General features: G+C 73.4%; 22 protein-coding genes and 1 pseudogene. 9 read left to right on the forward strand and 14 right to left on the reverse strand.

What is annotated here, in order from left to right:
• Positions 1-7: 7 nt before the first annotated feature.
• From ACFV7Q_RS14465 to uvrB, 4 genes are all read right to left on the reverse strand, one after another.
• Positions 8-1,021, reverse strand: coding sequence for a TerC family protein (locus ACFV7Q_RS14465; RefSeq protein ID WP_385428262.1), 1,014 nt, complete (start codon positions 1,019-1,021; stop codon positions 8-10).
• A gap of 221 nt (positions 1,022-1,242) precedes the next feature.
• Positions 1,243-3,261, reverse strand: coding sequence for a TerD family protein (locus ACFV7Q_RS14470; RefSeq protein WP_385428264.1), 2,019 nt, complete (start codon positions 3,259-3,261; stop codon positions 1,243-1,245).
• Between the two features lie 49 nt (positions 3,262-3,310).
• Complete coding sequence (locus ACFV7Q_RS14475; RefSeq protein ID WP_385428266.1) at positions 3,311-3,889, reverse strand: TerD family protein; 579 nt, start codon at positions 3,887-3,889, stop codon at positions 3,311-3,313.
• Between the two features lie 77 nt (positions 3,890-3,966).
• Entirely contained in the window at positions 3,967-6,114 is a 2,148-nt protein-coding gene (gene uvrB / locus ACFV7Q_RS14480) for an excinuclease ABC subunit UvrB (RefSeq protein WP_385428268.1), read from the reverse strand.
• A gap of 253 nt (positions 6,115-6,367) precedes the next feature.
• Between uvrB and ACFV7Q_RS14485 the strand changes: the two genes are divergently transcribed.
• From ACFV7Q_RS14485 to ACFV7Q_RS14495, 3 genes are all read left to right on the forward strand, one after another.
• The gene (locus ACFV7Q_RS14485; protein ID WP_385428269.1) at positions 6,368-7,279 is read left to right on the forward strand and encodes a glycerophosphodiester phosphodiesterase; all 912 of its coding nucleotides are present in this window, start codon (positions 6,368-6,370) and stop codon (positions 7,277-7,279) included.
• Positions 7,280-7,397: 118 nt separating this feature from the next.
• Positions 7,398-7,961, forward strand: coding sequence for a methylated-DNA--[protein]-cysteine S-methyltransferase (locus ACFV7Q_RS14490; protein ID WP_385428271.1), 564 nt, complete (start codon positions 7,398-7,400; stop codon positions 7,959-7,961).
• A gap of 166 nt (positions 7,962-8,127) precedes the next feature.
• Positions 8,128-9,429: an MFS transporter gene (locus ACFV7Q_RS14495; RefSeq protein WP_385428273.1), complete on the forward strand. Its 1,302-nt coding sequence runs from the start codon at positions 8,128-8,130 to the stop codon at positions 9,427-9,429.
• Here ACFV7Q_RS14495 and ACFV7Q_RS14500 read toward each other — a convergent pair.
• Entirely contained in the window at positions 9,419-9,814 is a 396-nt protein-coding gene (locus tag ACFV7Q_RS14500; protein WP_385428274.1) for a cupin domain-containing protein, read from the reverse strand. The genes ACFV7Q_RS14495 and ACFV7Q_RS14500 overlap by 11 nt on opposite strands.
• A 157-nt stretch (positions 9,815-9,971) precedes the next feature.
• Between ACFV7Q_RS14500 and ACFV7Q_RS14505 the strand changes: the two genes are divergently transcribed.
• Together ACFV7Q_RS14505 and ACFV7Q_RS14510 are read left to right on the forward strand one after the other, a co-directional pair.
• Positions 9,972-10,922, forward strand: coding sequence for a pseudouridine-5'-phosphate glycosidase (locus tag ACFV7Q_RS14505; protein ID WP_385428275.1), 951 nt, complete (start codon positions 9,972-9,974; stop codon positions 10,920-10,922).
• A 200-nt stretch (positions 10,923-11,122) separates the two neighbouring features.
• On the forward strand, positions 11,123-11,986 hold the full coding sequence (locus ACFV7Q_RS14510; RefSeq protein WP_385428276.1) for a carbohydrate kinase family protein: 864 nt from the start codon (positions 11,123-11,125) through the stop codon (positions 11,984-11,986).
• A gap of 20 nt (positions 11,987-12,006) precedes the next feature.
• Here ACFV7Q_RS14510 and ACFV7Q_RS14515 read toward each other — a convergent pair whose 3' ends face one another.
• Positions 12,007-12,651, reverse strand: a complete 645-nt coding sequence (locus tag ACFV7Q_RS14515) for a uridine kinase (RefSeq protein ID WP_385428277.1) — start codon at positions 12,649-12,651, stop codon at positions 12,007-12,009.
• Positions 12,652-12,744: 93 nt separating this feature from the next.
• Here ACFV7Q_RS14515 and ACFV7Q_RS14520 point away from each other — a divergent pair, with 93 nt between their 5' ends.
• Positions 12,745-14,190 (forward strand): WGR domain-containing protein, encoded by a 1,446-nt coding sequence (locus ACFV7Q_RS14520; protein WP_385428278.1) that lies wholly within the window; start codon positions 12,745-12,747, stop codon positions 14,188-14,190.
• 25 nt (positions 14,191-14,215) lie between these two features.
• On the opposite strand, the gene ACFV7Q_RS14525 is transcribed toward ACFV7Q_RS14520, so the two are convergent.
• Complete coding sequence (locus ACFV7Q_RS14525; protein WP_385428280.1) at positions 14,216-14,515, reverse strand: cupin domain-containing protein; 300 nt, start codon at positions 14,513-14,515, stop codon at positions 14,216-14,218.
• A 364-nt stretch (positions 14,516-14,879) separates the two neighbouring features.
• On the opposite strand from ACFV7Q_RS14525, the pseudogene ACFV7Q_RS14530 reads away from it, so the two are divergent.
• Positions 14,880-15,521: pseudogene (locus ACFV7Q_RS14530) on the forward strand (DUF2293 domain-containing protein); the annotation flags it as partial.
• A 201-nt stretch (positions 15,522-15,722) separates the two neighbouring features.
• Here ACFV7Q_RS14530 and ACFV7Q_RS14535 read toward each other — a convergent pair.
• On the reverse strand, positions 15,723-16,412 hold the full coding sequence (locus ACFV7Q_RS14535; protein WP_385428282.1) for a chaplin: 690 nt from the start codon (positions 16,410-16,412) through the stop codon (positions 15,723-15,725).
• Between the two features lie 132 nt (positions 16,413-16,544).
• On the opposite strand from ACFV7Q_RS14535, the gene ACFV7Q_RS14540 reads away from it, so the two are divergent.
• Positions 16,545-17,093, forward strand: coding sequence for a hypothetical protein (locus ACFV7Q_RS14540; protein WP_385428284.1), 549 nt, complete (start codon positions 16,545-16,547; stop codon positions 17,091-17,093).
• Here ACFV7Q_RS14540 and ACFV7Q_RS14545 read toward each other — a convergent pair.
• Positions 17,074-18,288: an SWIM zinc finger family protein gene (locus ACFV7Q_RS14545; RefSeq protein WP_385428286.1), complete on the reverse strand. Its 1,215-nt coding sequence runs from the start codon at positions 18,286-18,288 to the stop codon at positions 17,074-17,076. The two genes, ACFV7Q_RS14540 and ACFV7Q_RS14545, sit on opposite strands and share 20 nt — an antisense overlap.
• Positions 18,285-21,206, reverse strand: a complete 2,922-nt coding sequence (locus tag ACFV7Q_RS14550) for a DEAD/DEAH box helicase (RefSeq protein ID WP_385428288.1) — start codon at positions 21,204-21,206, stop codon at positions 18,285-18,287. The genes ACFV7Q_RS14545 and ACFV7Q_RS14550 overlap by 4 nt, the downstream gene beginning before the upstream one ends.
• A 254-nt stretch (positions 21,207-21,460) precedes the next feature.
• Here ACFV7Q_RS14550 and ACFV7Q_RS14555 point away from each other — a divergent pair, with 254 nt between their 5' ends.
• Positions 21,461-21,718, forward strand: a complete 258-nt coding sequence (locus tag ACFV7Q_RS14555; protein WP_385428289.1) for a DUF6343 family protein — start codon at positions 21,461-21,463, stop codon at positions 21,716-21,718.
• A gap of 102 nt (positions 21,719-21,820) precedes the next feature.
• Here ACFV7Q_RS14555 and ACFV7Q_RS14560 read toward each other — a convergent pair whose 3' ends face one another.
• From ACFV7Q_RS14560 to rpsA, 4 genes are all read right to left on the reverse strand, one after another.
• Positions 21,821-22,231, reverse strand: a complete 411-nt coding sequence (locus tag ACFV7Q_RS14560) for a tetratricopeptide repeat protein (RefSeq protein ID WP_385428290.1) — start codon at positions 22,229-22,231, stop codon at positions 21,821-21,823.
• A 49-nt stretch (positions 22,232-22,280) separates the two neighbouring features.
• On the reverse strand, positions 22,281-22,898 hold the full coding sequence (gene coaE / locus ACFV7Q_RS14565) for a dephospho-CoA kinase (protein WP_385428292.1): 618 nt from the start codon (positions 22,896-22,898) through the stop codon (positions 22,281-22,283).
• Positions 22,899-22,991: 93 nt separating this feature from the next.
• Positions 22,992-23,930: a PAC2 family protein gene (locus ACFV7Q_RS14570; RefSeq protein ID WP_385428294.1), complete on the reverse strand. Its 939-nt coding sequence runs from the start codon at positions 23,928-23,930 to the stop codon at positions 22,992-22,994.
• A 266-nt stretch (positions 23,931-24,196) separates the two neighbouring features.
• Positions 24,197-25,702 carry a 30S ribosomal protein S1 gene (gene rpsA, locus ACFV7Q_RS14575; protein ID WP_179176975.1) on the reverse strand — a complete coding sequence of 502 codons (1,506 nt, stop codon included), beginning with the start codon at positions 25,700-25,702 and terminating at the stop codon, positions 24,197-24,199.
• Positions 25,703-26,045 lie beyond the last annotated feature (343 nt).

The raw sequence follows: 26,045 nt of genomic DNA on the forward strand, positions 1-26,045 counted from the left end.
GCCGGCGTCAGGCCTCGATGCTCTCCGGGGTCTGCTCGCCGTCGCGGCGGGCGGCCGGTACGGCGGTCGCCTCGGCGGCCGCCTGCTTCTTCGAGGCCATCAGGCTGGTGATGGTGGTGATCACGAGGACACCGCAGATGACCCCGAGGGAGACCGGGATGGAGATCTGCGGGACGTGGACCCCGGACTCGTGCAGGGCGTGGAGGACCAGCTTGACGCCGATGAAGCCGAGGATGACGGACAGGCCGTAGCTGAGGTGGACCAGCTTCTTGAGCAGGCCGCCGATGAGGAAGTACAGCTGGCGCAGACCCATCAGGGCGAAGGCGTTGGCCGTGAAGACGATGTACGGGTCCTGGGTGAGGCCGAAGATCGCGGGGATCGAGTCCAGGGCGAACAGCACGTCGGTGGTACCGATGGCGAGCATGACCACCATCAGCGGGGTCAGGATCCGCTTGCCGTTGTTCGTGATGAACAGCTTGGTGCCGTGGTACCGGTCGGCGACGCCGAACTTCTTCTCGATCGACTTCAGGAGGCGGTTCTCCTCGAACTCGTCCTCCTCCTCACCCGCGCGGGCCTCCTGGATGAGCTTCCAGGCGGTGTAGATCAGGAAGGCGCCGAAGAGGTAGAAGACCCAGGAGAAGGTGGTGATGATCGCGGCGCCGGCGGCGATGAAGATCGCGCGCAGGACCAGGGCGATCAGCACGCCGACGAGCAGGACCCGCTGCTGGAGGTGCGAGGGCACCGAGAACTTCGCCATGATCAGGACGAAGACGAAGAGGTTGTCGACGCTCAGGGACTTCTCGGTGATGAAGCCGGCGAAGAACTCCTGGGAGGCCTGGCCGTTGCCGAAGTACATCAGGCCCACACCGAAGAGCGCGGCGAGGACGATCCAGATGACGGTCCAGGTGCCGGCTTCCTTGATCGACACGTCGTGCGGTTTGCGGCCGATGAAGAAATCGGCGCCGATGAGGATGCACAGACCGAGAATGGTCAGCACCCACACGTTCAACGAAACATCCACGGTTCAGGCCTCCGGCAGATGGCTTGGCACACAGGTCAGCGACATCGCTGCCGGAGGTCTCTTCCACCCTGGCGGCCTGGAGGCCGTGGGCCGGCGCCCCGGGACCGCCTATGGGTCCGTACTGACGGGCACGCCGTAGCAGGAAAGCAGGAATACTCCCCTCCGCGGGCACCAGGATACCCGCGGAGGAGTGAAAAGGTAAAGGGAACACCAAGGACTGGTCACGGGCGGGCATGGCGGCGGGCCGTGGCGACCCGCTGCAGCGCCTCCTCCAGGACCAGGCTGCCGGGCGGCGGCAGGTCCGGCTCGAAGGTCCAGTGGTGGCCGACCCACGGGTCGGCGAGGTGGTCGTCGGGCACCGGCGTCAGCCGCATCAGCGACCGCCACAGGGGGTCCAGCAGGGGCCCGTACGCCGTCGACTCGTCGCGGTCGGCCACCATCAGCAGGTGCACGCCGACCGCCGGGCCCTCGTCGGCCAGGTAGCGCAGCTGCGTGACGGCCCGGTCGTCGAAGCCGTGCGGGAAGTCGTGCACGATCAGCAGTTGCTCGGCCGTGTCCACGTCGGGCGGCAGTTCCTCGGGCGCCCCGGCCCGCAGCGCCATCTGGACGAGGTCCACCCGGCGGGTCAGCCGCGCCAGGATCTCGGAGACTGCGGCGGCTCCGGCGGCGGGCGGCGCGGCGAGCACTCCGGCGTGCACCAGCGGACCCAGGGAGGCGGCCCCGGCCCCGGCCGCGTCGATCACGTGGACGGAGAACCGGCCGGCGGGGTGGACGGCGAGCAGCCGCGCCGCGTGCGCGACGGCCGTGTCCATGGCGGCCTTGCGGAGCCGGTCGGTGTCGGTGGCCATCGCGGCCTCGGAGCCGGTGCGACCGTTGTCGATCCACAGGCCGCGCTCCAGCGGGACCCGCACGAGCATGGGGATCCGCAGACCGGGCCGCTCCGGCAGGTGCAGGTCCCCGAGGCGCAGGGCCATCGGGGATTCCTCCGGCAGGGTGTGCCCCTGCCAGACGGGGCTGGACCAGCGGGCGTACGCGGCCGGCAGGGCCGGTTCGACCACCTCGGCCTCGGCGGTCAGCTGGGCGAGGTCCCGGTCGAGGGCGGTCTTGGCCTGGGCGACGAGCTCCTCGCGGCGGGCCCGGGCCGCCGCCTGGGCGGGGCCGCCGGCGCCGGCCGCGCGGTCGCGGGGGTCGGTCAGGGCCTGTTCGAGCTCGCGGTCGAGCCGGGAGTCGGCGAAGTCGCAGGCGCTGCGGTACGCCGCGACCGTCCGGGCCAGGTCCTCGAACATGCCCCAGACCTGGTTGTAGAGCCGCTCGTCCATGGACCAGCCGGAGGCGTCGCCCGCGACGGGAGCGGGCGGCTCGCCGGGCCGGCCGGGAGCGGCAGCAGCGGGTGCGGGCTCGGGCGGCTCGCTGGTGGTGCGGCGGCGGCGCGGGTGCACGTAGTCGATGGTCGGCGGCCCGCCCGCGGAGTCCGCGGGGGCGGCGGCCGGGGCGGGGCCCGGCGTACCGGCGTACGGGACGCCGGAGACGGGGACGGTGACCGGCTCCGGATCCTGCCGGACGGACGGCCCGGAGGGTCCGGAAGGACCGGACGGCCCGGAGGGTCCGGACGGCCCCGACGGCCCGGGGACCGCGTGGCCGTGCGGCGGGGTGGGCGCGGCCGCGGCCGGTACGGGTGCCGTGGCGAGGCTGGCGCGGTCGGCCGCCCCCGCCACCGCGGAGGCCAGCTCCGCGGCCACCGGGGCGCCCAGCCCGGCGTCGGCGAGCAGTGCGGCGAGCCCGTCGGCGTACCCCTGGCCGACGGCGCGGACCTTCCAGGCGTCCTGACGGCGGTACAGCTCCAGGGCCACCACGGCCGTCTCCTGGTCCAGGCCCGCCAGCGCGTACCCGGCGAGCCGGTCGCCCCCCGGGGCGGCCACGGCCACGGACGGGGCCGGTACCGCCCCGAAGCGGGCCGGGCCGCCGGGCGGCAGGAGGAGGACCACCTTCACCTGGTGCACCTCGGGCGCGACGGCGCCGAGGTCGACCGCGAAGCGGTGCTCGCCCGCCGCCGAACCCGGCACTTCCAGCCCGGGCAGGGCGGGAGAGCCGGGGTGGGCCAGCGCGCCGGGACCGGTGAGCCGGCCCTCGCCGTCGCAGGCGGCGGCCAGGGCGAGCACCGGTGCGCCCGCCGTGACCCTGATCTCCACCCGGCTCTGGGACAGGGGGTGGTTCTGCCCCCGGACCAGTTCGGCCGTCATCGTGCAGCCCTCCCCCGTTGCCTTGCTCTTCCGCTCCGCCGTGTACTGCTTACAGGTGCGGCACGATCGCCGGCATCAGGTCCTGGAACGTGCGGCCGTTGGCCGCCGCGCCCAGGGCCGTCATCTGCCAGCCGCTGCCGCTGCGCGACACCTTGGCCATGATCTGCGCCGTGTACTGGCCGCCGCCGTCGAGGGTGTACCGGGCCAGCTCCTGGCCGTTGGTCTCGTCGACGAGGCGGCAGAACGCGTTCTGCACCTCCTGGAACGTCTGGCCGGTGAACGAGTTCACGGTGAAGACGATCTGGTCGATGTGGACCGGGACGCGCTGGAGGTCGACGAGGATCGACTCGTCGTCCCCGCCCTGGCCGGCGCCGCCGATCAGGTTGTCGCCGGTGTGCCGGACCGAACCGTCGTCGCTCTGCAGGTGCCGGAAGAACACCACGTCCACCGGCTGCTTTTCGGCGAACAGCACCGCCGAGGCGTCGAGGTCGACTTCCCGCGTCCGCGAGCCGAACAGGCCGCGGCGCTTGGCCGCCTGCCAGCCGAGCCCCATGCGGACCGACGTCAGTGAGCCGCCGTCACCCTTCGTCAGACTGATGGCCTGACCCTTGGTCAAATTGACCGTCACCGCTGTCCCCTTTCCATAGCCACCCCCAGGCAGCGTGTACCTGCGGCTGCCGCCAACCCTACTGACCTCCGTGGGGGTCAGGCGAGGCCCGCTTCCTTCATCTGCCGCAGCTCCTTCTTCAGCTCGCTCACCTCGTCCCGGATACGGGCCGCGACCTCGAACTGCAGCTCGGCCGCGGCGGCCCGCATGCGCTCGGTCATCTGCTCGATGAGCGAGGCCAGTTCCTCGGCCGGGCGGTCCGTCACCGCCACGGCGGCCTTGGCGCCCTTGGCTCCCTTGGCCGCCTTGCCCGGCGCGGCCTTGGCCCCCGACAGGGCGGGCACGGGGGCCTTGGCGCCCTTGCCGTCCTTCGACTGGCGGTAGCCGGTACCGAGCAGCTGCTCGGTGTCGAGCTCCTCGCGGGCGATGGTGGCGACGATGTCGCTGATCTTCTTGCGCAGCGGCTGCGGGTCGATCCCGTTGGCCGTGTTGTACGCGATCTGCTTCTCCCGGCGCCGGTTGGTCTCGTCGATGGCCTTCTCCATCGCCGGGGTCATCTTGTCCGCGTACATGTGGACCTGGCCGGAGACGTTGCGCGCCGCGCGGCCGATGGTCTGGATCAGCGAGGTGCCCGAGCGCAGGAAGCCCTCCTTGTCGGCGTCGAGGATCGCCACCAGGGACACCTCGGGCAGGTCCAGGCCCTCGCGCAGGAGGTTGATGCCGACCAGCACGTCGTACTCGCCGGCCCGCAGCTCGCGCAGCAGCTCGACGCGGCGCAGCGTGTCGACGTCGCTGTGCAGGTAGCGCACCGCGATGCCGAGCTCCAGGAAGTAGTCCGTGAGGTCCTCGGCCATCTTCTTGGTGAGGGTGGTGACCAGGACGCGCTCGTCCCGCTCCACCCGCTGCCGGATCTCGTGGACCAGGTCGTCGATCTGCCCCTCGGTGGGCTTGACGACGACCTCGGGGTCGACGAGGCCGGTGGGGCGGATGATCTGCTCGACGAAGCCGTCGCCACGGGAGAGCTCGTACGGGCCCGGGGTCGCCGACAGGTAGACCGTCTGGCCGACGCGCTCCAGGAACTCTTCCCACTTCAGCGGCCGGTTGTCGAGCGCGGACGGCAGCCGGAAGCCGTGGTCGACGAGGGTCCGCTTGCGGGAGGCGTCGCCCTCGTACATGGCGCCGATCTGCGGCACGGTGACGTGGGACTCGTCGATGACGAGGAGGAAGTCGTCGGGGAAGTAGTCGAGGAGGGTGTGCGGCGGGGAGCCGGGCTCGCGGCCGTCCATGTGCAGCGAGTAGTTCTCGATGCCGGAGCAGGACCCGATCTGCTGCATCATCTCCAGGTCGTACGTGGTGCGCATGCGCAGCCGCTGGGCCTCCAGCAACTTGCCCTGCTTCTCCAGCTCGGCGAGGCGCTCGGCGAGCTCCGTCTCGATGCCGCGGATCGCGTTGTGCATGCGCTCGGGGCCCGCGATGTAGTGGCTGGCGGGGAAGACGTACAGTTCGCGGTCCTCGGTGATGACCTCGCCGGTCAGCGGGTGCAGCGTGGAGAGGGCCTCGATCTCGTCCCCGAACATCTCGATGCGGACGGCCAGTTCCTCGTAGACCGGGAAGATCTCGATGGTGTCGCCGCGCACCCGGAAGGTGCCGCGGGTGAAGGCCACGTCGTTGCGGGTGTACTGGATGTCGACGAAGCGGCGCAGCAGCTGGTCCCGGTCGATCTCCTCCCCGACCTTGAGGGGGACCATCCGGTCGACGTACTCCTGCGGGGTACCGAGGCCGTAAATGCAGGAGACCGACGCGACCACGACGACGTCCCGCCGGGTCAGCAGCGAGTTCGTCGCGGAGTGGCGCAGCCGCTCCACCTCCTCGTTGATCGAGGAGTCCTTCTCGATGTACGTGTCCGACTGCGGTACGTACGCCTCGGGCTGATAGTAGTCGTAGTACGAGACGAAGTATTCGACCGCGTTGTTCGGCAGGAGTTCGCGGAACTCGTTCGCCAGCTGGGCGGCGAGCGTCTTGTTCGGCGCCATGACCAAGGTGGGCCGCTGGAGCTTCTCGATCATCCAGGCGGTCGTCGCCGACTTTCCCGTGCCGGTCGCGCCCAGCAGGACGACATCCTTCTCACCTGCGCGGATGCGCTTCTCCAGCTCGGCGATGGCCGTCGGCTGGTCACCACTGGGCTGGTAGGAGCTGACGACCTCGAAAGGTGCCACCGTGCGTTCGATCTTCGATACGGGCCGCATGACTCCACCGTACGACCCGGCACTGACACTCATGCACCCGCACGGCCCCACGGGCGGGCGGGGACCGGGCAGGGGCGGGGCGCCCGGCGCCCCTTCCCCCTTTCTGGTCCGTTTGTCGTAGTTCGGTGGCGCCCCGGTGATCTTCAACCCCATGATCGCTCCAACGGACACCGCAGTCGCTGCGTCGCGGAACGCCTGCCGTTCTGCGCCCGTTTGACGCCGGAGCAGGGTTCACGACCCGAGGAGAACGCACATGTACGTCCGACCCTCCGCAGCAGCAACCGCCGCATTCCTGGGCTTCGCCCTCACCGCGATGGGCGGGTCGGCCGCGACCGCCGCCACCGACCCCGGGGCCCGCGCCGCCCGGCCGGGGGTGCTCGGCCCCGTCGTGTACGCCCACCGGGGGGCTTCGGCGTACGCCCCGGAGAACACGCTGGCCGCGGTGGACGCGGCGCTGCGGCTGGGCTTCTCCTGGGTCGAGAACGACGTCCAGCGCACCCGGGACGGCGAGCTGGTCGTGATCCACGACGACACCCTGGCCCGCACCACGAACGTGGAGGAGGTGTTCCCGGACCGCGCGCCCTGGCGGGTGCGGGACTTCACGGCGGCCGAAATCGCCCGGCTCGACGCGGGCAGCTGGTTCGGCCCGGCGTGGGCGGGCGCCCGCGTGCCCACACTGCGGGAGTACCTGGACCGGGTCGAGCGCAACCGGCAGCGGCTGCTGCTGGAGATCAAGAAGCCGGAGCTCTACCCCGGGATCGAGAAGCAGACCCTGGAGGTGCTGGACGCGGCCGGGTGGCTCGATCCGGGCCACGTCCAGCGCCGCCTGGTCGTGCAGAGCTTCAGCGCCGACACCGTGCGCGCCGTGCACGAGCTGCGGCCGGACCTCGTGACGGCCTTCCTGGGCACGCCGAAGGTGGCCGACCTGCCGAAGTACGCCGAGTTCACGGACCGCATCAACCCCTGGCACACCACCATCTCGGCGGAGTGGGTGGCGGCGGTGCACGGCCTGGCAGGGGCCCACGGCAAGGCGATGGAGGTGGACACCTGGATCGTCGACGACGCGGTGACCGCCCGGAAGGTCCGCGGGATGGGCGTGGACGGGATCATCACGAACGCCCCGGACGTGGTGCGGCAGGCGGTGATCGGGGGGTTCGCCGAATGATCCGCGCCGGGCGGACCGGGCCGCCGGCCGCCGGGCCGCCTGCTGCTGGGCCGGCTGCTGCCGGGGCGTCGGGGCCGGGCCGGCGCTGGCTGCCGGTGGCCGCCCGTACGGTGGAGGGGTGGACACCACCGACCGGCCGCGCGGGCCGCACCTGGAATGGACCGTCGTCCCGAGCGACATCGGTCCGCTGCTTCTGGCCGCGACCCCGGAGGGCCTGGTCCGGGTCGAGTTCCATGCCGCCCCGGACCGGGTCGAGCGGATGATCGGCGCGCTGGTCTCCCGGGTCGGCGCCGAGGCCCTGCGGCCGGCGCGGGGCGAGGAGGTGCTGCTCGCCGAGCCGGTGCGCCAGCTCTCCGCGTACTTCGCGGGCTCGCTGCGGCGCTTCGAGCTGCCGCTGGACTGGCGGCTGAGCTCCGGTTTCCCCCGGACGGTGCTCCAGGAGCTGGACCGCTCGGTGCCGTACGGGTCGGTCGTCGGGTACGGGGAGCTGGCCGCCCGCGTCGGGCAGCCGGGCGCCGCCCAGGCCGTGGGCCGTGCCATGGGGTCCAATCCGCTGCCGTTGGTGGTGGCCTGCCACCGGGTCGTGGAGAACGACGGCGGGATCGGCGGCTTCGGCGGCGGCGTGGAGACCAAGCGGGCGCTGCTGGCGCTGGAGGGCGTGCTTCCGCAGCCGCTGTTCTGACGGCAGGAGGCAGGGCCGGGCGGGCGGGCTCCGGACGGGCAGGGAGCGGCGTTTTTCCTGTTCCGCCGAACGGTAAGGGGTGGGAAACTGCTGCGGTGACTACTCCTGCCGCACCAGGCTCCGCCGCTCCCGCCGCCGCCACGCCGCGCCGCCCCGGACGTCCGCAGTGAGCGCCGCGCCCGGCACCGGGACGGGCACCGGCACCGGCCGGCCCGTCACGCCCGTGGACCCGGCCGAGCTGCCCCGGCTGCGCCGCCGCACCTCCTCCGTGCTGATCGCCTCCCAGATCCTGGGCGGCCTCGGCGTGCCCGTCAGCATCGCCCTGACCCCGGCCCTCGCCACCGAGGTCAGCGGCACCGAGTCACTGTCCGGGCTCGCCTCGACCGCCGCCGTGGTCGGCACCGCGCTCGTCTCGCTGCCCCTCGCCGCCCTGATGACCGCACGCGGCCGCAGGCCGGGGCTGGTCCTCGGGTACGCGATCGGGGCCGCGGGCGCGGCCCTGGTGGTGCTGGCCGCCGCCATCCGGAGCTTCCCGCTGCTCATGCTCGGCATGGCCGCGTTCGGAGCCGCCTCCTCCGCCAACCTCCAGGCCCGGTTCGCCGCCGCCGACCTGGCCGCCCCGGACCACCGCGCCCGGGCCATCTCCGTCGTGGTCTGGGCCTCCACCATCGGCGCCGTGCTCGGCCCCAACCTCTCCGCCCCTGCCAGCCGCAGCTTCGCCGGGACCTCCATACCCGAGACGGCGGGCCCCTTCCTGTGGGCCGGCGCCGTCTTCGTCCTGACCGGGTCCCTGATCGCCGTGTTCCTGCGGCCCGATCCGCTGCTCACCGCCCGGGCACTGGCCGGGCCCGAAGAGCACGTCCGCGGGGGCCACTCGCTGCGCGCCGGGTTGGCGGCGGTCAAGGCCGCCCCACGGGCGCGGCTCGCGCTGGTCACCGTCGCGGCGTCGCACACCAGCATGGTCTCGATCATGGTGATGACCCCGGTCGACCTGGGCCACCACGGCGCCGGGATCCAGCTCATCGGACTGGTGATCAGCGGGCACATCGCCGGCATGTTCGCCTTCTCGCCGGTCATGGGTTGGCTGTCGGACCGGCTCGGCCGACTGTCCGTGATCGGCCTGGCGGCCGGACTGCTGTCGCTGGCCGCACTGCTCGCCGGCACCGCGGGCCCGCGCCACGGGCAGAGCGCGCTCGGCCTGTTCCTGCTGGGCCTCGGCTGGTCGGCCGGCATGGTCTCCGGCTCGGCGCTGCTGACCGACTCGGTGCCGACCCGCGCCCGGGCCGCCGTACAGGGCCTGAGCGACCTGACGATGAACACCTGCGCGGGCGTCGGCGGCGCGCTGGCCGGCCTGGTCATGGCGGAGGCGGGCTACGGCTGGCTGAACGCGATCGGGGCCTCGCTGCTGCTCCCGATGGCGGTACTGGCCCTGTTCACCGCGCGCCGCCATCCGGCGGTCAAGAACTGATCTGGTAGGCCTTGCGCAGCGTCTCGTGAACGGTCCAGGTGGTCCGGTCGCCCTCGCGGAGCACACAGGCCGAGCCGGGCCCCACCTCCAGGGTCGCGCCGCCCTCGACCTCGATGGTGGCGCGGCCGCTGACGACGACGAACAGCTCGTTCGCCTCGACGTCCGTGACCACCCCCGGGGTGATCTGCCAGATGCCGCGCACCTGAGTGCCGTCCGGGGACTCCCACAGCACCTTGCCCGTCACGACGGGGTGGCCGGAGACGATCTGGCCGGGGTCCAGTTCTTCGGCCTCCAGTTCGGCGTCCGGAACGTCCGGGACGGAGACGGCGAAGGAGGCGGGGACCGCCGCGACGGCGTCAGCGGTGTCGTGGTCGCTGGTGCTCATGGGGCGCCAGCGTAGTGGGGGCGGGCCGGGTCGCGGAGTGGCCACTGTGTCCACCGCGGCGGCGCCGGGCAAGGCATCCTGTCGGGGGGAACGGCGACAACCGGCCACTGCTCGGGCGCCGCGTTTGGCGGTGCTGATCGCGTGCCATGGATGGGGCATGCCACAGCACACAGCATCCGCATCTCCGCCCCCGCCCGGCACTCCCGTCCTGTCCGAGGAAGTCCGCGAGGCGCTGGAGCACGGCCAGCCCGTCGTGGCCCTGGAATCCACGATCATCACGCACGGCCTGCCGCGCCCCCGCAACCTGTCGGTGGCCGCCGAGCTGGAGGCGGTCGTCCGCGCCGAGGGGGCCGTACCGGCCACGATCGCCGTCGTGGACGGGGTGGCGTACGCCGGCCTGGACAAGGAGCAGCTGGAGCGGATCGCGGGCGGCGAGGGCGTGCGCAAGCTCGGCCACCGGGACCTGGCGCCGGCCCTCGCGGCGGGCGCGACCGGCGCGACCACGGTCTCGGCGACGGCGTTCCTGGCCGCGCGGGCCGGGCTGCGGGTCTTCGCCACGGGCGGGCTGGGCGGCGTCCACCGGGAATGGGCGCAGACCCAGGACGAGTCGGCGGACCTGCGGCTGCTGGCGCGGACGCGGATCACGGTGGTGTGCGCCGGGGTGAAGTCGATCCTGGACGTGCCGGCCACGCTGCAGCGGCTGGAAACGCTGGGGGTGACCGTACTGGGGTACGGGACGGAACGTTTCCCCGGCTTCTACCTGGCCAGTTCCGGTGAACCGGTGGACTGGACCGTGCACCGGCCGGAGGAAGTGGCCGAGGTGATGGCCGCTCAGGACCTCCTCGGAGGGCCCGAATCCGCGCTGCTCGTGGCCAACCCGGTGGACAAGGCGGAACAGCTGGATCCGGGCCTGCACGACCGGGTACTGGCGGAGGCCCTGGACGAGTGCCGGAGGCGGGCGGTCACGGGGCAGGAGGTGACCCCGTTCCTGTTGGACTTCCTGGTACGGGCGACGGGCGGGGCCTCGCTGGAAGCCAATCTGGCGGCGGTACGGGGCAACGTGGCCCTCGGGGCCCGGATCGCCGGGGCCTGGGCGGCACGGCAGTGACGGCGGCCGGCCCGGCGCCGGGGCACGGGCCGGAGGAGGGGCGACGGGCCGGGACGGGGACGGGGCCCGAGCGAGGGGCGGGGCCCGGGCAGCGGTGGGGGCAGGAGAAGGATCCGACACCTGGTCGGGGCGCCGGTTCTGGTTCCGGATCTGGTTCCGGATCTAGTTCCGGTCCGGGGGCGCTGCTGGTCGTCGGGGACGTGGTGACGGACGTGGTGGCGGTGCACCCGGAGCCACTGGTTCCGGCCACCGATACGGCGGCCCGGATCCGGACCCTGCCCGGCGGCGCCGGGGCCAATGCGGCCTGCTGGGCGGCCCGCGCCGGGGTCGCCGACGTGCGCATCCTCGCGCGGGTGGGTGCGGAGTCGGCCCGGTGGCACGAGCACGCCCTGCTGGCCTGTGGGGTGCGGCCGCGTCTGGTGGTCGACCAGGACGAGCCGACGGGGACCGTGGTGGCGCTGGTCGGCCGGGACACGGAGCGGACCTTCCTGACCGACAGCGGGGCCGCGCTGCGGCTCTCCCCCGCCGACTGGACGCCCGGTCTGCTGGACGGGGTCGCCCACCTGCACCTCTCCGGCTACCTGTACTTCGCCGACGGCAGCCGCGAACTGGCCCTGGTCGCGCTGCGGGCCGCCCGCGCCCGGGGGGTGCCGGTGAGCGTGGACCCGGCCTCGGCGGGGTTCCTGCTCGACCTGGGGCCGCAGCGCTTCCTCGATGCGGTGGCGGGGGTGGACGTACTGCTGCCCAACGAGGACGAGGCCCTGCTGCTGGCAGGGCTGCCGCGGCCGGCCGGGGCGGCCCGGGCGGCGGCGGAACTGAGCCGCCTGGTGCCGCTGGTGGTGGTCACCCGGGGCGCGGCGGGGGCGCTGGTCGCCGAGGGGGGCCGGGTCACGGCGGAGGTGGCCGCGGAGCCGGTGCGGGCGGTGGACTCCACGGGCGCGGGAGACGCGTTCACCGGCGGGTTCCTGGCGGCCCGGCTGGCCGGAGCCGACCCGGTGGAGGCGGCGCGGGCCGGCTGCCGGTCGGCGGCCCGCGCGGTCACCCGGCTGGGCGGACGTCCGTAACGGCCGGTGCGGCAGCAGCGTCAGCGGCGCAGGCCCGTCCAGGCGGGGTGGCGCGGATCGTCGGCCCGGACGACGGCGTCGGCCAGTGCGGCGGGGTCGGTCTCGGCCTCGTAACGGGCGAAGGCGGGCAGGGTCCAGCGGGCGGCCTCCTCGGTACGGCGGGCCAGCGCGCCCGGGGAGAGCCGGATGTGCACGCTGAGGTCGAAGGGGAACCAGCGGCCCAGCAGGAGCGGCCCGTGCACGATCACGACGGCGCCCGGCGGCAGTTCGGTGTACGGGCTGCGGGTCGCCCGGTCGGTCACCGGGTCCCACAGGTCGGGCAACACCCGCCCGGTGCCGCCGGGGTCGGTCGGGCCGAACACCTCCCGCCACAGGGCGGCGGTGTCGTACCAGCCGCCGAGGTAGGAGTCCACGTCCTCGCGGCCGTACTCGAAGCGCAGCGAGGCCGGCCGCAGGAAGCCCTCGGCGGCGACGACGAGGGCGGTCCGGCCGCGCCCGCGCAGCGCCTCGGCGAGCAGCCCGGCGAGGCCGCCGGTGTCGGCGGCGGGCGCGCCGTCGATGCCGACGCGCTGCCAATCCGGCTCCCCCGCCCGCGGTTCGTGTTCGTCCAGACGGCCGGCGAGCCGCTCGGCCATCCGCTGCCAGGTGATCGCTTCCAGGTGCACGGGCCCATTGTCAGTGGCGGCCCCTAGCTTTTTGCCACGAGGGAACACCGGCGGGGATGAGCCGTCGGGCCCGGCCTTGGGGAGGGGTCTGTCATGGCTCGCGAGACGACGTACCTGGAGCTGTCGCAAGACGGCGGCGGAGCGCACAAGTTCTACGAGGTGACGGTGGACGGCACCGCCGTCTCGGTGCGGTACGGGCGCATCGGAGCGGCCGGCACGCTGCAGGACTCGACGTTCCCGACGGCCGAGAAGGCCCGGGCGGCCGCGGCCAAGAAGATCGGGGAGAAGGTCCGCAAGGGGTACGCGCCGGCGGTGCCGGGGCAGCGCGCGGCCCGACCGGTGACCCGCCGACAGGTGGCGTCCGCGCCGTCGACGGCCCGCGCGGCCGCCCCGGTGCTGTGGCGGTTCCGTACGGGCGCCTCGGCGTTCGGGATCCACGTGGACGAGGACCGCTGCTGGGTCGGCAACCAGGCCGGCGACGTCTACACGCTCAGCCACGGCGGGGAGGTGCTGGCCCGGTACTCGCTGCCGGACGGGGTCAAGTGCCTGGTGGCGGACGATTTTTGGATCTACGCGGGCTGCGATGACGGAGGCGTGTACGACCTGTCCTCGAAGGTCCCGTTCAAGGCGTACGACATCGCCGAGGACGTGGACATCTTCTGGCTGGACATCCGCGAGGGCGTGCTCAACGTCTCCGACGCGAACGGCGGTCTGACGGTCATCGACCACGAGGACGAGTTCCAGTGGTCGCGCAGGTCCGCCGGGGCCCACGCCTGGATGGTCCGGGCGGACGAGCACGCCGTCTACCACGGCCACACGGGCGGCGTGACGGCGTACGCCCCGGACGGCAGCGACGAGTTGTGGCACACCCGGACCGCGGGCGGGGTGCTCTTCGGCTGGCAGGAGGACCGTGCGGTCTTCGCCGGGACGGGCCGCCACACCGTGCAGCGGCTGGCGAAGGACACGGGTGCGATCGAGGCCTCGTACCGCTGTGACGCCGCGGTGTACTCGTGCGCGACCTCTCCCGACGGCCGCCACGTGTTCGCCGGGGACTCCGCCTCGTCCGTCTACTGCTTCGACGCGGACGGAACCAGGCTGTGGAAGCTGGGCACGGGCAGCGGCTCGGCCCTGTCCATGCAGTACCTGGACGAGCGGCTGTACCTGGTCACCACGGACGGCTCGCTGGTCTGCGTGGACGCGAGCGAGGCGGCGATCGGCGCGGCCCAGCAGGGCACGGTGCCGACGGCCCGGGACGTGAAGTCCGCCGCCGCCCTGCCGGTGTTCACCCCGGCGGTTTCGGCTGCCGCGGTGGCGCGCGTGTCGGCGGCTGCCGCCCCGGCCGACGGCGTGGTGGTCGAGTGCGTGCAGCAGGGCAACCGGGTGCGGGTGCAGGTGGTGTCGAGCGGGTTCGAGCGCTCGTGGAACGTCCAGTTCCCGCGTGGGATCCGGGAGCCGGGGGCCCGGTACGTGGTGGACGGGCTGCACCCGGCAGCGGGCGGCTTCTACCGGGTGCGCGGGGAGATACGCCGCCTGGTGTGAGCGGGCGGCGCCGCGGCACGGCCGGTCACCAGGTGTGGCCCGGGCAGGCGCAGGGGGCGGCGGTGCCCGGCGGGGCGGCGGGTACGGAGAACGGCTCGCCCTCGGTGAGGGCGCTGGTCACGTACAGCACGACGGGTTCGGTGCCGGGGTTGCGGCCGAGGTGGAGGTGCTCGGGGCCGGCGGGTTCGATGAAGCTGGTCCCGGCCGGGTGCACCACGGTGGTGAGGTCGTGCAGGATCCGGGTGAGCGTCCCGGACTTGACCAGAGCGATCAGTGGGACCCGGTGGAAGTGCCAGCCGGTGCAGGCGCCGGGCGCGATGACCACCTCCCGACCTGCGAGGTCCGGTGGGGCGTCCTCGGAGCCCGCCGGTATCGCGGGGCCGGGTATCGCGGGGCGGAGTATCGCGAGTCCCGGCGTCGCGGGGCGGGGTATCGCGAGTCCCGGGGTCGCGGGGCGGGGTATCTCAGGGCCCGGCGTTGCAGGGCCGGGTATCGCAGGATGTTCCGTCGCCGTCTGACGTCCGCTCATGTTTCCCCCTCGGTTCCGGGCACCCCGGGCGTCACGGCCGCACCACAGGTCCCGACCTCCCACGGTAAGCGACTTACTGAAATCGAGGGAGAGTTGACCGATCCCGAGTCGTCACCGACAGCAAAGTGATAAAGGGGCCGAACGGCGGTATCACACCGTCATGAGCCTGGTCGTGTTCGAGTCGGTGAAGGCGATCCACTGCGCCCGGTGCCGCCGGGGACCGCTGCGGCATCTCGTGCGGGAGGCGGGCGTGCCGCGCTGCCTGGACTGCGCGGACCTCGGGCACCTGGTCTACCTACCGCGCGGGGACGCCGCACTCACCCGCCGGGCGCGCGAGGCCAGTTCGCTGTCCGCCGTCGTCGTCCGCTTCAACAAGCGCCGCCGCCGCTACGAACGCCAGGGCCTCCTCGTGGAGGATCCCGCGCTGGCGCGGGCCGAGCGTGCCTGTCTCGCGGACGCGGAGGCGCGGGCGCGCCGCCGGGAACGCGACCGTCTGCGCCGGGCGGCCGAGGACACCCGCTTCACGGCTGCGTTCGCGGCGGAGATACGGCGGCTGTTCCCCGGCTGCCCGGCCGACCGGGCGGCTGCCATCGCCACTCACGCCTCGGTTCGGGGCAGCGGCCGGGTCGGGCGTACCCGGGCCGGCCGGGCGCTCGACGAACTCGCCGTGACGGTGGCGGTGCGGGCGGCGGTACGGCACGTCGACACCGAGTACGACGCCCTGCTGATGGCGGGCGTGCCGCGGTTCGCGGCCCGGGCCCGGCTGGCCGCGCAGATCGACGCGGTCCTGGACGCATGGCGGATCCCGCCGCCCGCCGCGGACACCGGTCCGGTTCCCGTTCCCGTTCCCGTTCCCGTATCCGGGCCCGGGGACCGGGACGGGACCGGGCCCGGGGACCGGGACGGGACCGGGCCCGGGGACCGGGACGGGACCGGGCCCGGATACACAGAGGCCCCCCGGGACGCGGCCGTGCCGGGTCCCGAGGGGCAGTGACCTGCGGCCCTACTGGTGGCGGAAGCGCCGGTACAGCAGCATCCCGCCGAGGAGCAGGGCCCCGCTGCCGGGCAACAGATAGCCGAGGCCGTCGGACCCGGTGTGGGCGAGGGCTCCCGGGACGTGCTCCTTCTCCTGCTCCGGCGCGGGCGGGGTCACCGGCCGCGGGGTGGTCGGCTTCTTCACGGGCGGCGTCGGCTGCGCGGGCTCGACGGGCCGGGTCGGCTGCGGCGGCTTGACCCCACTGGGCTCCTCGCCGTTGACGGCGGTGTTGGCGGTGGAGGAGTTGCCGATGCCGACGACGTTCACCGAGTTGCCGCTGACGTTGACCGGCAGCTTGACCGGCAGCTGGATCGCGTTACCGGTCACCACTCCCGGGGAGTCCTTCGCGGTACCGTCGGCGCGGGCACCACCGCTGGTGGAGGACGCGGATCCGGCCGACGGGGCGGAGCCGGCGTTGGTGCAGCGGTTGCCCGCGGCCGGGTTGAGCAGCCCGACGATGCTGACGGTGTTCCCGCACACGTTGACCGGGCTGTGCACGGGCAGCTGTACCAGGTTTCCGGACAGCAGCCCCGGCGAGCGCTCGGTCTTCCCGCTCGCGTCCGCGTCGGCGTAGGCGAAGCCGCCCACACCCGCTACCGCGAGTCCGCCTCCCGCGACCACTGTCGCGATCAGGCCGTTCCGGCGACTGTGACGCATCAGTTTTCCTGCCTTCCGGAAAAGTTCACGGGCGCCGCTGCACCCGCATGAGGAGACAACGCGTCAAAACCCGTTCGGGTTATAGCGGCGGTAGGCATTTCACTCCATCGTGTAGCGGGTAGTGGCTCGTTCATGACCGATCGCCCCCTGCTCCTCCTCGACGTGGACGGCCCCCTCAACCCCTTCCGCTCCCGCCTCGCCGGCCTGCGCGGCTACACCAGCCACCGGATGCGGCCCACGGTCTGGATGTCGTACCGGAGCCCGGACTCGCGCCGCGCCCGGCGCGGCCTCAAGGTCCGCCTGCACCCGTCGCACGGCGCCCGGCTGCTCGCCCTGCCCTTCGACCTGGCGTGGGCCACGACCTGGATGGACGAGGCCAACACGATGGTCGCCCCGCACATCGGGCTCCCCGGCGACCTCCCCTACATCGAGTGGCCGGAGTTGTTCGCCCGCGATCCCGACGGGCTCTCGTGGAAGACCCGCCCGCTGCTCGCCTGGGCGGCGGGCCGCCCCTTCGCCTGGGTCGACGACATGATCAACCCGCGGGACCGGGCCTGGGTGGCCGCCCACCACCCGGCGCCCGCCCTGCTGCTGCGCGTCCACCCCCGCCACGGCCTGCGCGACCGGGACTTCACCGCCCTCGGCCGCTGGGCGGCCGGCATCAGTACGGGAGCGCGCTGACCGGGTCCACGGACGGCCGGCCCGCGGGCCACCAGTCCTCGCTGCCCGGCCGGGACTCGTACGCGTACCAGAGGCCGTCGCGGCCGAGCCTCAGTTGGCGGTTGCCCGCCGTCAGCCGGTTTCGCTCGGGCCGGAACGATCCGCAGGAGGCGGCCATCAGCGCCGGCCGGGCCCGGTCGAAGGGGCCGGCCGGCGGGTCCCAGGGCTCTTCGAGGGCGGCGAGCGCGGGCAGGCCGCCCTGGCGCCAGGCCGCCGCGGCCCGGGCGAGCTCGGTGGTGGTGCGGCCGGTGGCCCGGGCCAGGTCCCGGTAGAGCGTCCGGGCGGCGCCGGTCAGGCCCGCGGTGTGGTGCGCGGACGCCAGCCGAACGGCGTCCTGCCACAGGGTGAGCCCGCCGATCGGGTCCTCGCCGGTGCGTAGCAGCGCCAGGGCGCGGGCGGCCGCGTCCGTGGCGAGCTGGTCCAGCGCCAGCGGGTCCGGGGCGCCCGGCACTCCCGGCTCGTCCGGGCAGGCGGGCGGCAGCCCCGGCACGGCGGGCGGGGCGGCCGGGGCCGGCAGCGGGGGCAGGGTGGTGCGGGCCAGCGCGGCGTGCGCCGGAACGCCGGGGAAGTCGGGGGCGGCTGCGGGCTGTTCGCGGGCGGCGTGGGCTGCGTTGCGGCGGGCCAGCTCGTCGAGGAGCTCCTGCTCGCCCCGGCCGCGCAGGAGCAGCAGCAGGAACGGGTCCTCGTCGAGGAGGCGGGCGGCGCGGTAGCACAGGGCCGCGGCGTGCTTGCACGGCGGACGGGCCTGGTCCGGGCAGGAGCAGCGCGGCAGGAGCTCGCCCGCCCCGGGCAGGATCCGCCCCGCCAGGGACTGCGGGACCTCCCGCTCCAACAGGGTGGCCAGGGCCGCCGGGTCCGCGGCGGCCGCCTCCAGCAGCTCGTCCCATCCGGCGGCGTCGAACGGGCTCAGCGCCAGTTCCGTGCGGTACGGGCGGGCCCGGGTGCCGCGGACGTAGGCGACGATCCGGCCGGGCGTGACCGTGACCGCCTCCACGTGCCCTTCGGCCGCGTACGTGCGCCCCCGGGCCAGGCGCGCCGCGTCCCGAGCCGCGAGCTCCAGGGCCGACACCCACGCCCGGCCCCACCAGCTGGCGGCTTCCACGCCGGCGGGCACCGTCTCGAAGGTGCGGCGGCGGTCCTCCCGGGTGGTGATCATCCGGGTCTCCTCAGGGAGACGAGGTCGGCGAGCTCGCGGTCGGTCAGCTCGGTCAGGGCCGCCTCCCCGGAGCCGAGGACGGCGTCGGCCAGCGCCCGCTTGGACTCCAACAGCTCGGCGATCCGGTCCTCCACGGTGCCCTCGGCGATGATCCGGTGCACCTGGACGGGCTGGTCCTGGCCGATGCGGTACGCGCGGTCGGTGGCCTGCGCCTCGACCGCCGGGTTCCACCAGCGGTCGAAGTGGACGACGTGTCCGGCGCGGGTGAGGTTCAGCCCGGTGCCGGCCGCCTTCAGGGACAGCACGAAGACCGGGACCTCCCCGGACTGGAAGCGGTCGACGAGTTCCTCGCGCTGCGCGACCGGGGTCCCGCCGTGCAGGAACTGGTGGGAGATCCCGCGCGCCGACAGGTGCCGCTCGATGATCCGGCCCATCGTCACGTACTGGGTGAAGACCAACACCGAGCCGTTCTCCGCGAGGATCGTGTCCAGCAGCTCGTCCAGCAGGGCCAGCTTGCCGGAGCGGTGCGGGATCCGGGGCCGCTCCTCCTTCAAGTACTGCGCGGGGTGGTTGCATATCTGCTTCAGCGAGGCCAACAGCTTCATGATCGTGCCGCGCCGCTCCATTCCCTCACTGGCCCCGATCACGGCCATCGCCTCGTCCACCGCGGCCCGGTACAGCGAAACCTGTTCGCGGGTGAGGGAGACCGGGTGGTCGGTCTCCGTCTTCGGGGGCAGTTCCGGGGCGATGCCCGGGTCGGACTTCCGGCGCCGCAGCAGGAACGGCCGGACGAGCGCCGCCAGCCGGGCCACGGCCGCCTCGTTGCCCCCGTCCTCCTCCTGCTGGTGCTCCACCGGCCGGGCGTGGCGGGCCCGGAAGGCCGTCAGCGGCCCCAGCAGACCCGGCGTGGTCCAGTCGAGCAGCGCCCACAACTCGGAGAGGTTGTTCTCCACCGGGGTGCCGGTGAGCGCCACCCGGGCCGGGGCTGGGATCGTGCGCAGCGCCTTCGCGGTCGCCGAGTGCGGGTTCTTCACGTGCTGCGCCTCGTCGGCGACGACCATGCCCCAGGGCTGCCCGGCCAGCCGGGCGGCACTGGCGCGCATGGTCCCGTACGTGGTGAGGACGAATCCCCCGGAGAGCCCGTCGAGGCTGCGGCCGCCGCCGTGGAAACGGCGTACCGGCACCCCGGGCGCGAACTTCTCGATCTCCCGCTGCCAGTTGCCCAGCAGCGACGCCGGGCACACGACGAGCGTCGGCTCGGGGCGGTCCCGGTGCAGGTGCAGCGCGATCAGCGTGACGGTCTTGCCCAACCCCATGTCGTCGGCGAGGCACCCGCCGAGGCCGAGCGAGGTCATCAGGTCCAGCCACGCCAGGCCGCGCGCCTGGTAGTCGCGCAGGGTGGCCTTCAGGCCGGCGGGCTGCGGCAGCGGGGCGAGGTCGCCGGTGAGCCGCTCGCGCAGCGCGGCCAGGGCCCCGACGGGAACCGCCTCCACCTGCTGCCCTTCGACCTCGGCCGATCCGGTCAGTACGGTCGCCAGCGCGTCCACCGGGTCCAGCAGGCCCAGGTCCCGCTTGCGCGCCTTGCGGACCAGCTCGGGATCGACGCGCACCCACTGGTCGCGCAGCCGCACCACCGGCCGGTGCGCCCGGGCGAGCTCTTCCATCTCGGACGGGGTGAGCCGGTCACCGCCCAGGGCTAGTTCCCAGGAGAACGCGAAGAGGTGCTCGGCGTCGAAGAAGGAGGTGCCGTCGATGGCGGAGCCGGGCGCGGTGGAGCGGACGACGGCGGTCGCGGAGAGCGTGCGGGCCAGCTCGCGCGGCCAGTGGACCGGGACGCCGGCAGCCGCGAGCCGGGTCGCGGCGGTGCCGAGGAGGTCTTCGAGCTCCGCGTCGGACAGCGGCAGCAGGTCCGGGACGGGCCGGTCCAGTAGGCGCAGCAGAGGGGGCCAGACGCGGGCGGCCCGACGCAGCGCGAGGACGGCGTCGATACGGGCGCGGGGCCCGAAGCCGACGGGCGCGGCGCCGGCCCACAGTTGCGCCGCATCGGTGACGAGCGTGGGGTCGGCCAGGCTGTGCACCTGGACGACGGCGGCGCCCGCCCGGCGCAGCTCCACCGACCCGGCGCCGTCCTCGTGCGACCCCGCACCCGCGCCCGTGTCGGTTCCCGCGCCCGTGTCGGCGGCGGCGTCCGCTCCGGTGTGCGCGTCCACCCCGTCCCCGGAGTCGAAGAGGCTGAAGGAGGACAGGTCCAGCCGCAGCGAGATCCCCACCCCCGCGTCGGCACCGGCCGCGACTTGCGCCGCCCAGTCCCGTATCCCGGGCACTCGCTGCGGCTCCCGGGCGGCGAACGGCAGCCCCGCGGCAACGGGCGCGGCCGGGGTGCGGGGCAGGCAGTCGGTGACGGCGTCGAGGAACGCCCGGACCAGGGCCTCCGGCTCGGGCAGCTGGAGCGGACGACGGCCGGGCAGGGGCGTGGCGTACCCCTCGTGCGGGAGCGCGGCGGCGACCGCCCGGAGGTGGCCGACGTCCTCCGCGTCGAGCGGTCCGGCGCGCCAGGCGTCGACGTCGTCGGGGGTGAGCCCGGGCAGCAGCCGACCGCGGGCGGCGAGCGTGAGCGCGTGCGTGGCGGCGGTGCCCCAGGCCCGGGTGGCGGGGTGGGTGACGGCGCTGCGCGGGGCGCGGACCAGCAGGGGTAGCGCGTCGGTCACGGCGAGGGCCACGGCGGGTACGGTCCGCGTGCGCACCCCGGTGCCGTGCGGGCGGACCACCTCGATCCGGGTCCGGATCCCCTCCGGCACCTCGGGCAGGGGGTCGCCGTCCGGCGCCCAGAACGCGATGCGGCCCTCGCGCGGGACCGGGGCGGGCAGGAAGACGGAGGCGTGGCGCAGCAGTGCTTGCTGCGGCGGTTGCGGTGTCACCGTTCCCCCCTTCCCTGCCGTTCCGTCGGTCGGACCACGTCTTCCGCCGAGTCTAGGCGCGCACTGTGACAATCCTCGCTGACCTGCACGTTCCCCGCGTCCAGAGGGCGGGGGGCACCTGGTGGCACCATGGGAACGTAGGGACATAGGGGCTTACACAGGGGCTTGGGGACTTAGGCACTCAGGGACGTGGGGACGGACCTAGGGCCCCTCGCCCGGCACGGCCGGACCGTCAGGTGATGAGGCGATGTGCCATGCGTACCGGAAACGAGCCGGTGAACGCCCGCAGTCCGCTGCGGCTGCGGTTCTGGCTCAGCCTGTGGGGGCTGGTCTGGGCGGCCGCCGGGACGGTGCTGTTCTCCCTGGCCGGCCGCCCCGGCTGGGCGGCGGCATGCGGAGTGGTCGCGGTGCTGGCGGCGGTCGACATGACCGTCGTCGCCCGTCACATCCACCAGGGCCCGCACTACCAGCCGGGCCGGAACATCCCCCCGTACGAGCCCCCGCGCCGGTAGCCGGCCGCCACCGGCAGCCGGCAGCCGGCAGCCCCCACCCGGGCTGGAACTGCAGCACCTGCAGGACGTGCGGGACCCGGTGAGCCCGTGCGCGGGACCCGATCAGGAAGGACCCGGGTCGTCGAAACGGGCGGCCGCCACGTAGTCCGGCTGGGGGTCCAGGGCGGCGGCGAGCCGGAAGTGCCGGCGTGCCTGTTCGGGCCGGCCCGCCCGCTCATGCGTACGGGCCAGGGCGAAGTGCGCGAACGCGTTGTCCGGCTCCCGCTCCACGATCAGCTCGAACTCCCTGGTCGCGCTCCCCAGTTGGGCGGAAGCGAAGTACGCCCGGGCACGCAGCAGCCGGGCCGCGCCGCTCTCCGGGTGGGCCGCGATGACCGAGTCGAGGAGCTTCACGGCGCCGCGCGGGTCCCGGGCGGCCAGCAGCTGCTCGGCGGCCCGGAAGTCGATGACGTGGGTCTCCGGGGACGAGGGAGGGCGGCCGGGCGACGGGGCCTGCGGCGCGGTGTCGGACACGGTCTGCTCCTTCCCTCTCCTCGTGCGCCTCACGCGACCGGCATGCCGGTCAGTCCTCGGATGCCACCGCGGCCTTCGCCCGGGCGGTCAGCTCGTCCCACACGGCGCGCACCTGCGGTTCCAGGGCCTCCAGCGGCCCGTCGTTGTCGATCACGAGGGTCGCCACGGCGAGCCGCTGCTCCCGGGTGGCCTGGGCGGCCATCCGGGCCCGGGCCTCCTCCTCGGCCATCCCGCGCAGGGCGGTCAGCCGGGCGATCTGCGTCTGCGGGGCCGCGTCGACGACCACCACCAGGTCGTACAGGGGTGCGAGGCCGTTCTCCGTGAGCAGCGGCACGTCGTGCACGACGATCGCTTCGGGGCCCGCAGCGGCTTCCAGCTCGGCCGACCGGCCCCTGACCAGCGGGTGGACGATGCCGTTGAGGGTCCGGAGCTTCTCCTGGTCGGCGAAGACGATCGACCCGAGCTTCGGCCGGTCGAGCGTCCCCTCGGGAGTCAGTACGGACTCCCCGAAGGCCGCGACGACCGCCGCGAGGCCGGGCGTGCCGGGTGCGACGACCTCCCGGGCGATGCGGTCGGAGTCGACGAGGACCGCTCCGTACCCGACGAGCAGCCGTGAGACCTCGCTCTTGCCGGCACCGATGCCGCCGGTGAGTCCTACCCTGAGCACGCCCCTGCCTCCACCCCTCGATCCTTCTGCGCGGGCAGCAGCCACCGGCGCCCGCGAGCGCTAGGCTAGCGGACCGGTGACGGGCGGGAACGGTCAGCCCTCGCCCTCGCGCTCCGCGAGGAACCGCTCGAACTCGCGGCCGATCTCGTCGGCGGACGGGATCTCCACCGGCTCGGCGATCATGTTGCCGCGGGTCTCGGCGCCGGCCGCCGCGTCGTACTGGTGCTCCAGGCCCTGGACCAGGGAGACGAGTTCCTCGTCGCCCTCCCGGATCTGCCGGTCGATCTCGGTCTGGGTGCGGTGTGCCTCGGTGCGCAGCGCGTGGGCCACGGCCGGCAGGACCAGCCCGGTCGCGGCGGTGATCGTCTCCAGTACGGTCAGCGCGGCGTCCGGGTACGGCGAGCGGGCGATGTAGTGCGGGACGTGCGCGGCGACGCCCAGCACGTCGTGCCCGGCCTGGCCGAGGCGGAACTCCAGGAGCGATTCCGCGCTCCCGGGGACCTGGGCCTCGTCGAAGGGGCTGGTGTGGCCCGGCGTGAGGTCGGTCCGGTTGCCGTGCGGGGTGATGCCGACGGGCCGGGTGTGCGGGACGCCCATGGGGATGCCGTGGAAGTTGACCGAGAGCCGGACGCCGAGGCGTTCGACGATCTGCCGGACGGCGACGGAGAAGCGCTCCCACTCCACGTCCGGCTCGGGGCCGGACAGCAGCAGGAACGGGGCGCCGGTGGCGTCCTGGACGAGGCGGACGTCCAGGCGGGGCTCCTCGAACTCCGTCCAGTGGTCGCGCCGGAAGGTGAGCAGGGGGCGCCGGGCCCGGTAGTCGATCAGACGGTCGGTGTCGAAGCGGGCGACGACCTGGTGGGGCAGGCTGTCGAGTAGCCGCTCGACGATCTGCTGCCCGGTCTCGCCCGCGTCGATGTACCCCTCGAAGTGGTAGAGCATGACCAGGCCGGCCGAGTCCTGGGCCAGCGCCAGGTCAGCGACCGCCAGCCCCTTGGCGTCCCATGCGTACAAATCCTGTGGATCAAGCACCGTCACCGCTCCTCCTCGCCGCGTTCTCTGCCGTGAACGTCCGGGGGAGCCGCACCATTCCCCGCCGCGCCGGGGTGATCACGGAACGCACCGCAGGACGCGCCACAGGACGGCGGCAGGGAGGTGAGACAGCGGGAGGTGGCGGGAAGGGGCGGAAGGTGGCGGAACAGCAGCGAGGCCCGCCCCCCGAAGGGGACGGGCCTCGCTCTCAGCTCAGCTCACTCCCGGATCGCTCCGGGTGTGCGCGGTGCGCTGCGGTCCTGCGATCAGCTCTGGCCGCCGGCCAGCTTCTCGCGGAGCGCGGCCAGGGCCTCGTCGGAGGCCAGGGCGCCCGAGGTCTCGTCCGACTCCGAGGAGTAGGAACCACCCGAGATGCCCGCACCGGCGTTGCCGGCGGCCGGGGCGGCAGCACCCTCGGCAGCGGCGGCCTCGTCGGCCTCGCGGCTCTTGATGACCTGCGCCTGGTGCTGCTCGAAGCGAGCCTGCGCCTCGGCGTACTGGCGCTCCCAGGCCTCGCGCTGAGCCTCGTAGCCCTCGAGCCAGTCGTTGGTCTCGGGGTCGAAGCCCTCGGGGTAGATGTAGTTGCCCTGGTCGTCGTAGGACGCGGCCATGCCGTACAGGGTCGGGTCGAACTCGACCGACGCCGGGTCGGCACCGAAGGACTCGTTGGCCTGCTTCAGGGACAGCGAGATCCGGCGACGCTCCAGGTCGATGTCGATGACCTTGACGAAGATCTCGTCGTTGACCTGGACGACCTGCTCCGGGATCTCCACGTGGCGCTCGGCCAGCTCGGAGATGTGGACCAGGCCCTCGATGCCCTCGTCCACGCGGACGAACGCACCGAACGGAACCAGCTTGGTGACCTTACCCGGGACGACCTGACCGATCTGGTGGGTCCGGGCGAACTGCTGCCACGGGTCCTCCTGCGTCGCCTTCAGCGACAGGGAGACGCGCTCGCGGTCCATGTCGACGTCGAGGACCTCGACGGTGACCTCCTGGCCGACCTCGACGACCTCGGACGGGTGGTCGATGTGCTTCCAGGACAGCTCGGAAACGTGGACCAGACCGTCGACGCCACCCAGGTCCACGAAGGCACCGAAGTTGACGATCGAGGAGACGACGCCGGAGCGGACCTGACCCTTCTGCAGGGTGGTGAGGAACGTCTGGCGGACCTCGGACTGGGTCTGCTCCAGCCAGGCGCGGCGGGACAGGACCACGTTGTTGCGGTTCTTGTCCAGCTCGATGATCTTCGCCTCGAGCTCCTTGCCCACGTAGGGCTGGAGGTCGCGGACGCGACGCATCTCGACCAGGGAGGCCGGGAGGAAGCCGCGGAGGCCGATGTCGAGGATGAGACCACCCTTGACGACCTCGATGACGGTACCGGTGACGATGCCGTCCTCTTCCTTGATCTTCTCGATGGTGCCCCAGGCACGCTCGTACTGGGCGCGCTTCTTCGAGAGGATCAGGCGGCCTTCCTTGTCCTCCTTCTGGAGGACCAGGGCCTCGATCTCGTCGCCGACCTTGACGACCTCGTTCGGGTCGACGTCGTGCTTGATCGAGAGCTCGCGGCTCGGGATGACGCCTTCGGTCTTGTAGCCGATGTCGAGCAGGACCTCGTCCCGGTCGACCTTCACGATGACGCCGTCGACGATGTCGCCGTCGTTGAAGTACTTGATCGTCTCGTCGATCGCGGCGAGGAAGGCTTCCTCGTTACCGATGTCGTTGACCGCAACCTGCGGAGTGGTGGCGGTGGTCTCGGTGCTGCTCGTCATGTGGGAAAGGGCTCCGGTACGGACATTGAAGTCGTAGGTACTGCTACGCCGGGAGCCCTTATCGGCATCTGCCGAAGAAGCCGGACAGCCTAGGAAGCCCAAATCCGCCGAAGGCGGCAGGGCCTCGAGAACCGAGGGGACATCAACAGATGCAAGCGCAGCCTGCTAGGTCTGAGGAGCACAGGCTCGCAGCGCAACTTGTAGCATACGGGGATGGCCGGACGGGGTCAATGCGCGAAGGCGCACACCCCGGGCGGATCACCGCACAACCGGCACAATTCATGGGCGGGCAGCCACGAATGAATGGCCCTCCCGACCTCTTCCGCAGACTACGACGACGGGC

It is taken from the genome of Streptomyces sp. NPDC059851 (assembly GCF_042732005.1).
Classification (GTDB): domain Bacteria; phylum Actinomycetota; class Actinomycetes; order Streptomycetales; family Streptomycetaceae; genus Streptomyces.

Coding starts and splice junctions, on each gene's coding strand:
- ACFV7Q_RS14470 (WP_385428264.1), bottom strand. CDS start 3,261: ATGACGGCCGAACTGGTCCGGGGGCAGAACCACCCCCTGTCCCAGAGC.
- uvrB (WP_385428268.1), bottom strand. CDS start 6,114: ATGCGGCCCGTATCGAAGATCGAACGCACGGTGGCACCTTTCGAGGTC.
- ACFV7Q_RS14485 (WP_385428269.1), top strand. CDS start 6,368: ATGTACGTCCGACCCTCCGCAGCAGCAACCGCCGCATTCCTGGGCTTC.
- ACFV7Q_RS14500 (WP_385428274.1), bottom strand. CDS start 9,814: ATGAGCACCAGCGACCACGACACCGCTGACGCCGTCGCGGCGGTCCCC.
- ACFV7Q_RS14505 (WP_385428275.1), top strand. CDS start 9,972: ATGCCACAGCACACAGCATCCGCATCTCCGCCCCCGCCCGGCACTCCC.
- ACFV7Q_RS14520 (WP_385428278.1), top strand. CDS start 12,745: ATGGCTCGCGAGACGACGTACCTGGAGCTGTCGCAAGACGGCGGCGGA.
- ACFV7Q_RS14535 (WP_385428282.1), bottom strand. CDS start 16,412: ATGCGTCACAGTCGCCGGAACGGCCTGATCGCGACAGTGGTCGCGGGA.
- ACFV7Q_RS14540 (WP_385428284.1), top strand. CDS start 16,545: ATGACCGATCGCCCCCTGCTCCTCCTCGACGTGGACGGCCCCCTCAAC.
- ACFV7Q_RS14545 (WP_385428286.1), bottom strand. CDS start 18,288: ATGATCACCACCCGGGAGGACCGCCGCCGCACCTTCGAGACGGTGCCC.
- ACFV7Q_RS14555 (WP_385428289.1), top strand. CDS start 21,461: ATGCGTACCGGAAACGAGCCGGTGAACGCCCGCAGTCCGCTGCGGCTG.
- rpsA (WP_179176975.1), bottom strand. CDS start 25,702: ATGACGAGCAGCACCGAGACCACCGCCACCACTCCGCAGGTTGCGGTC.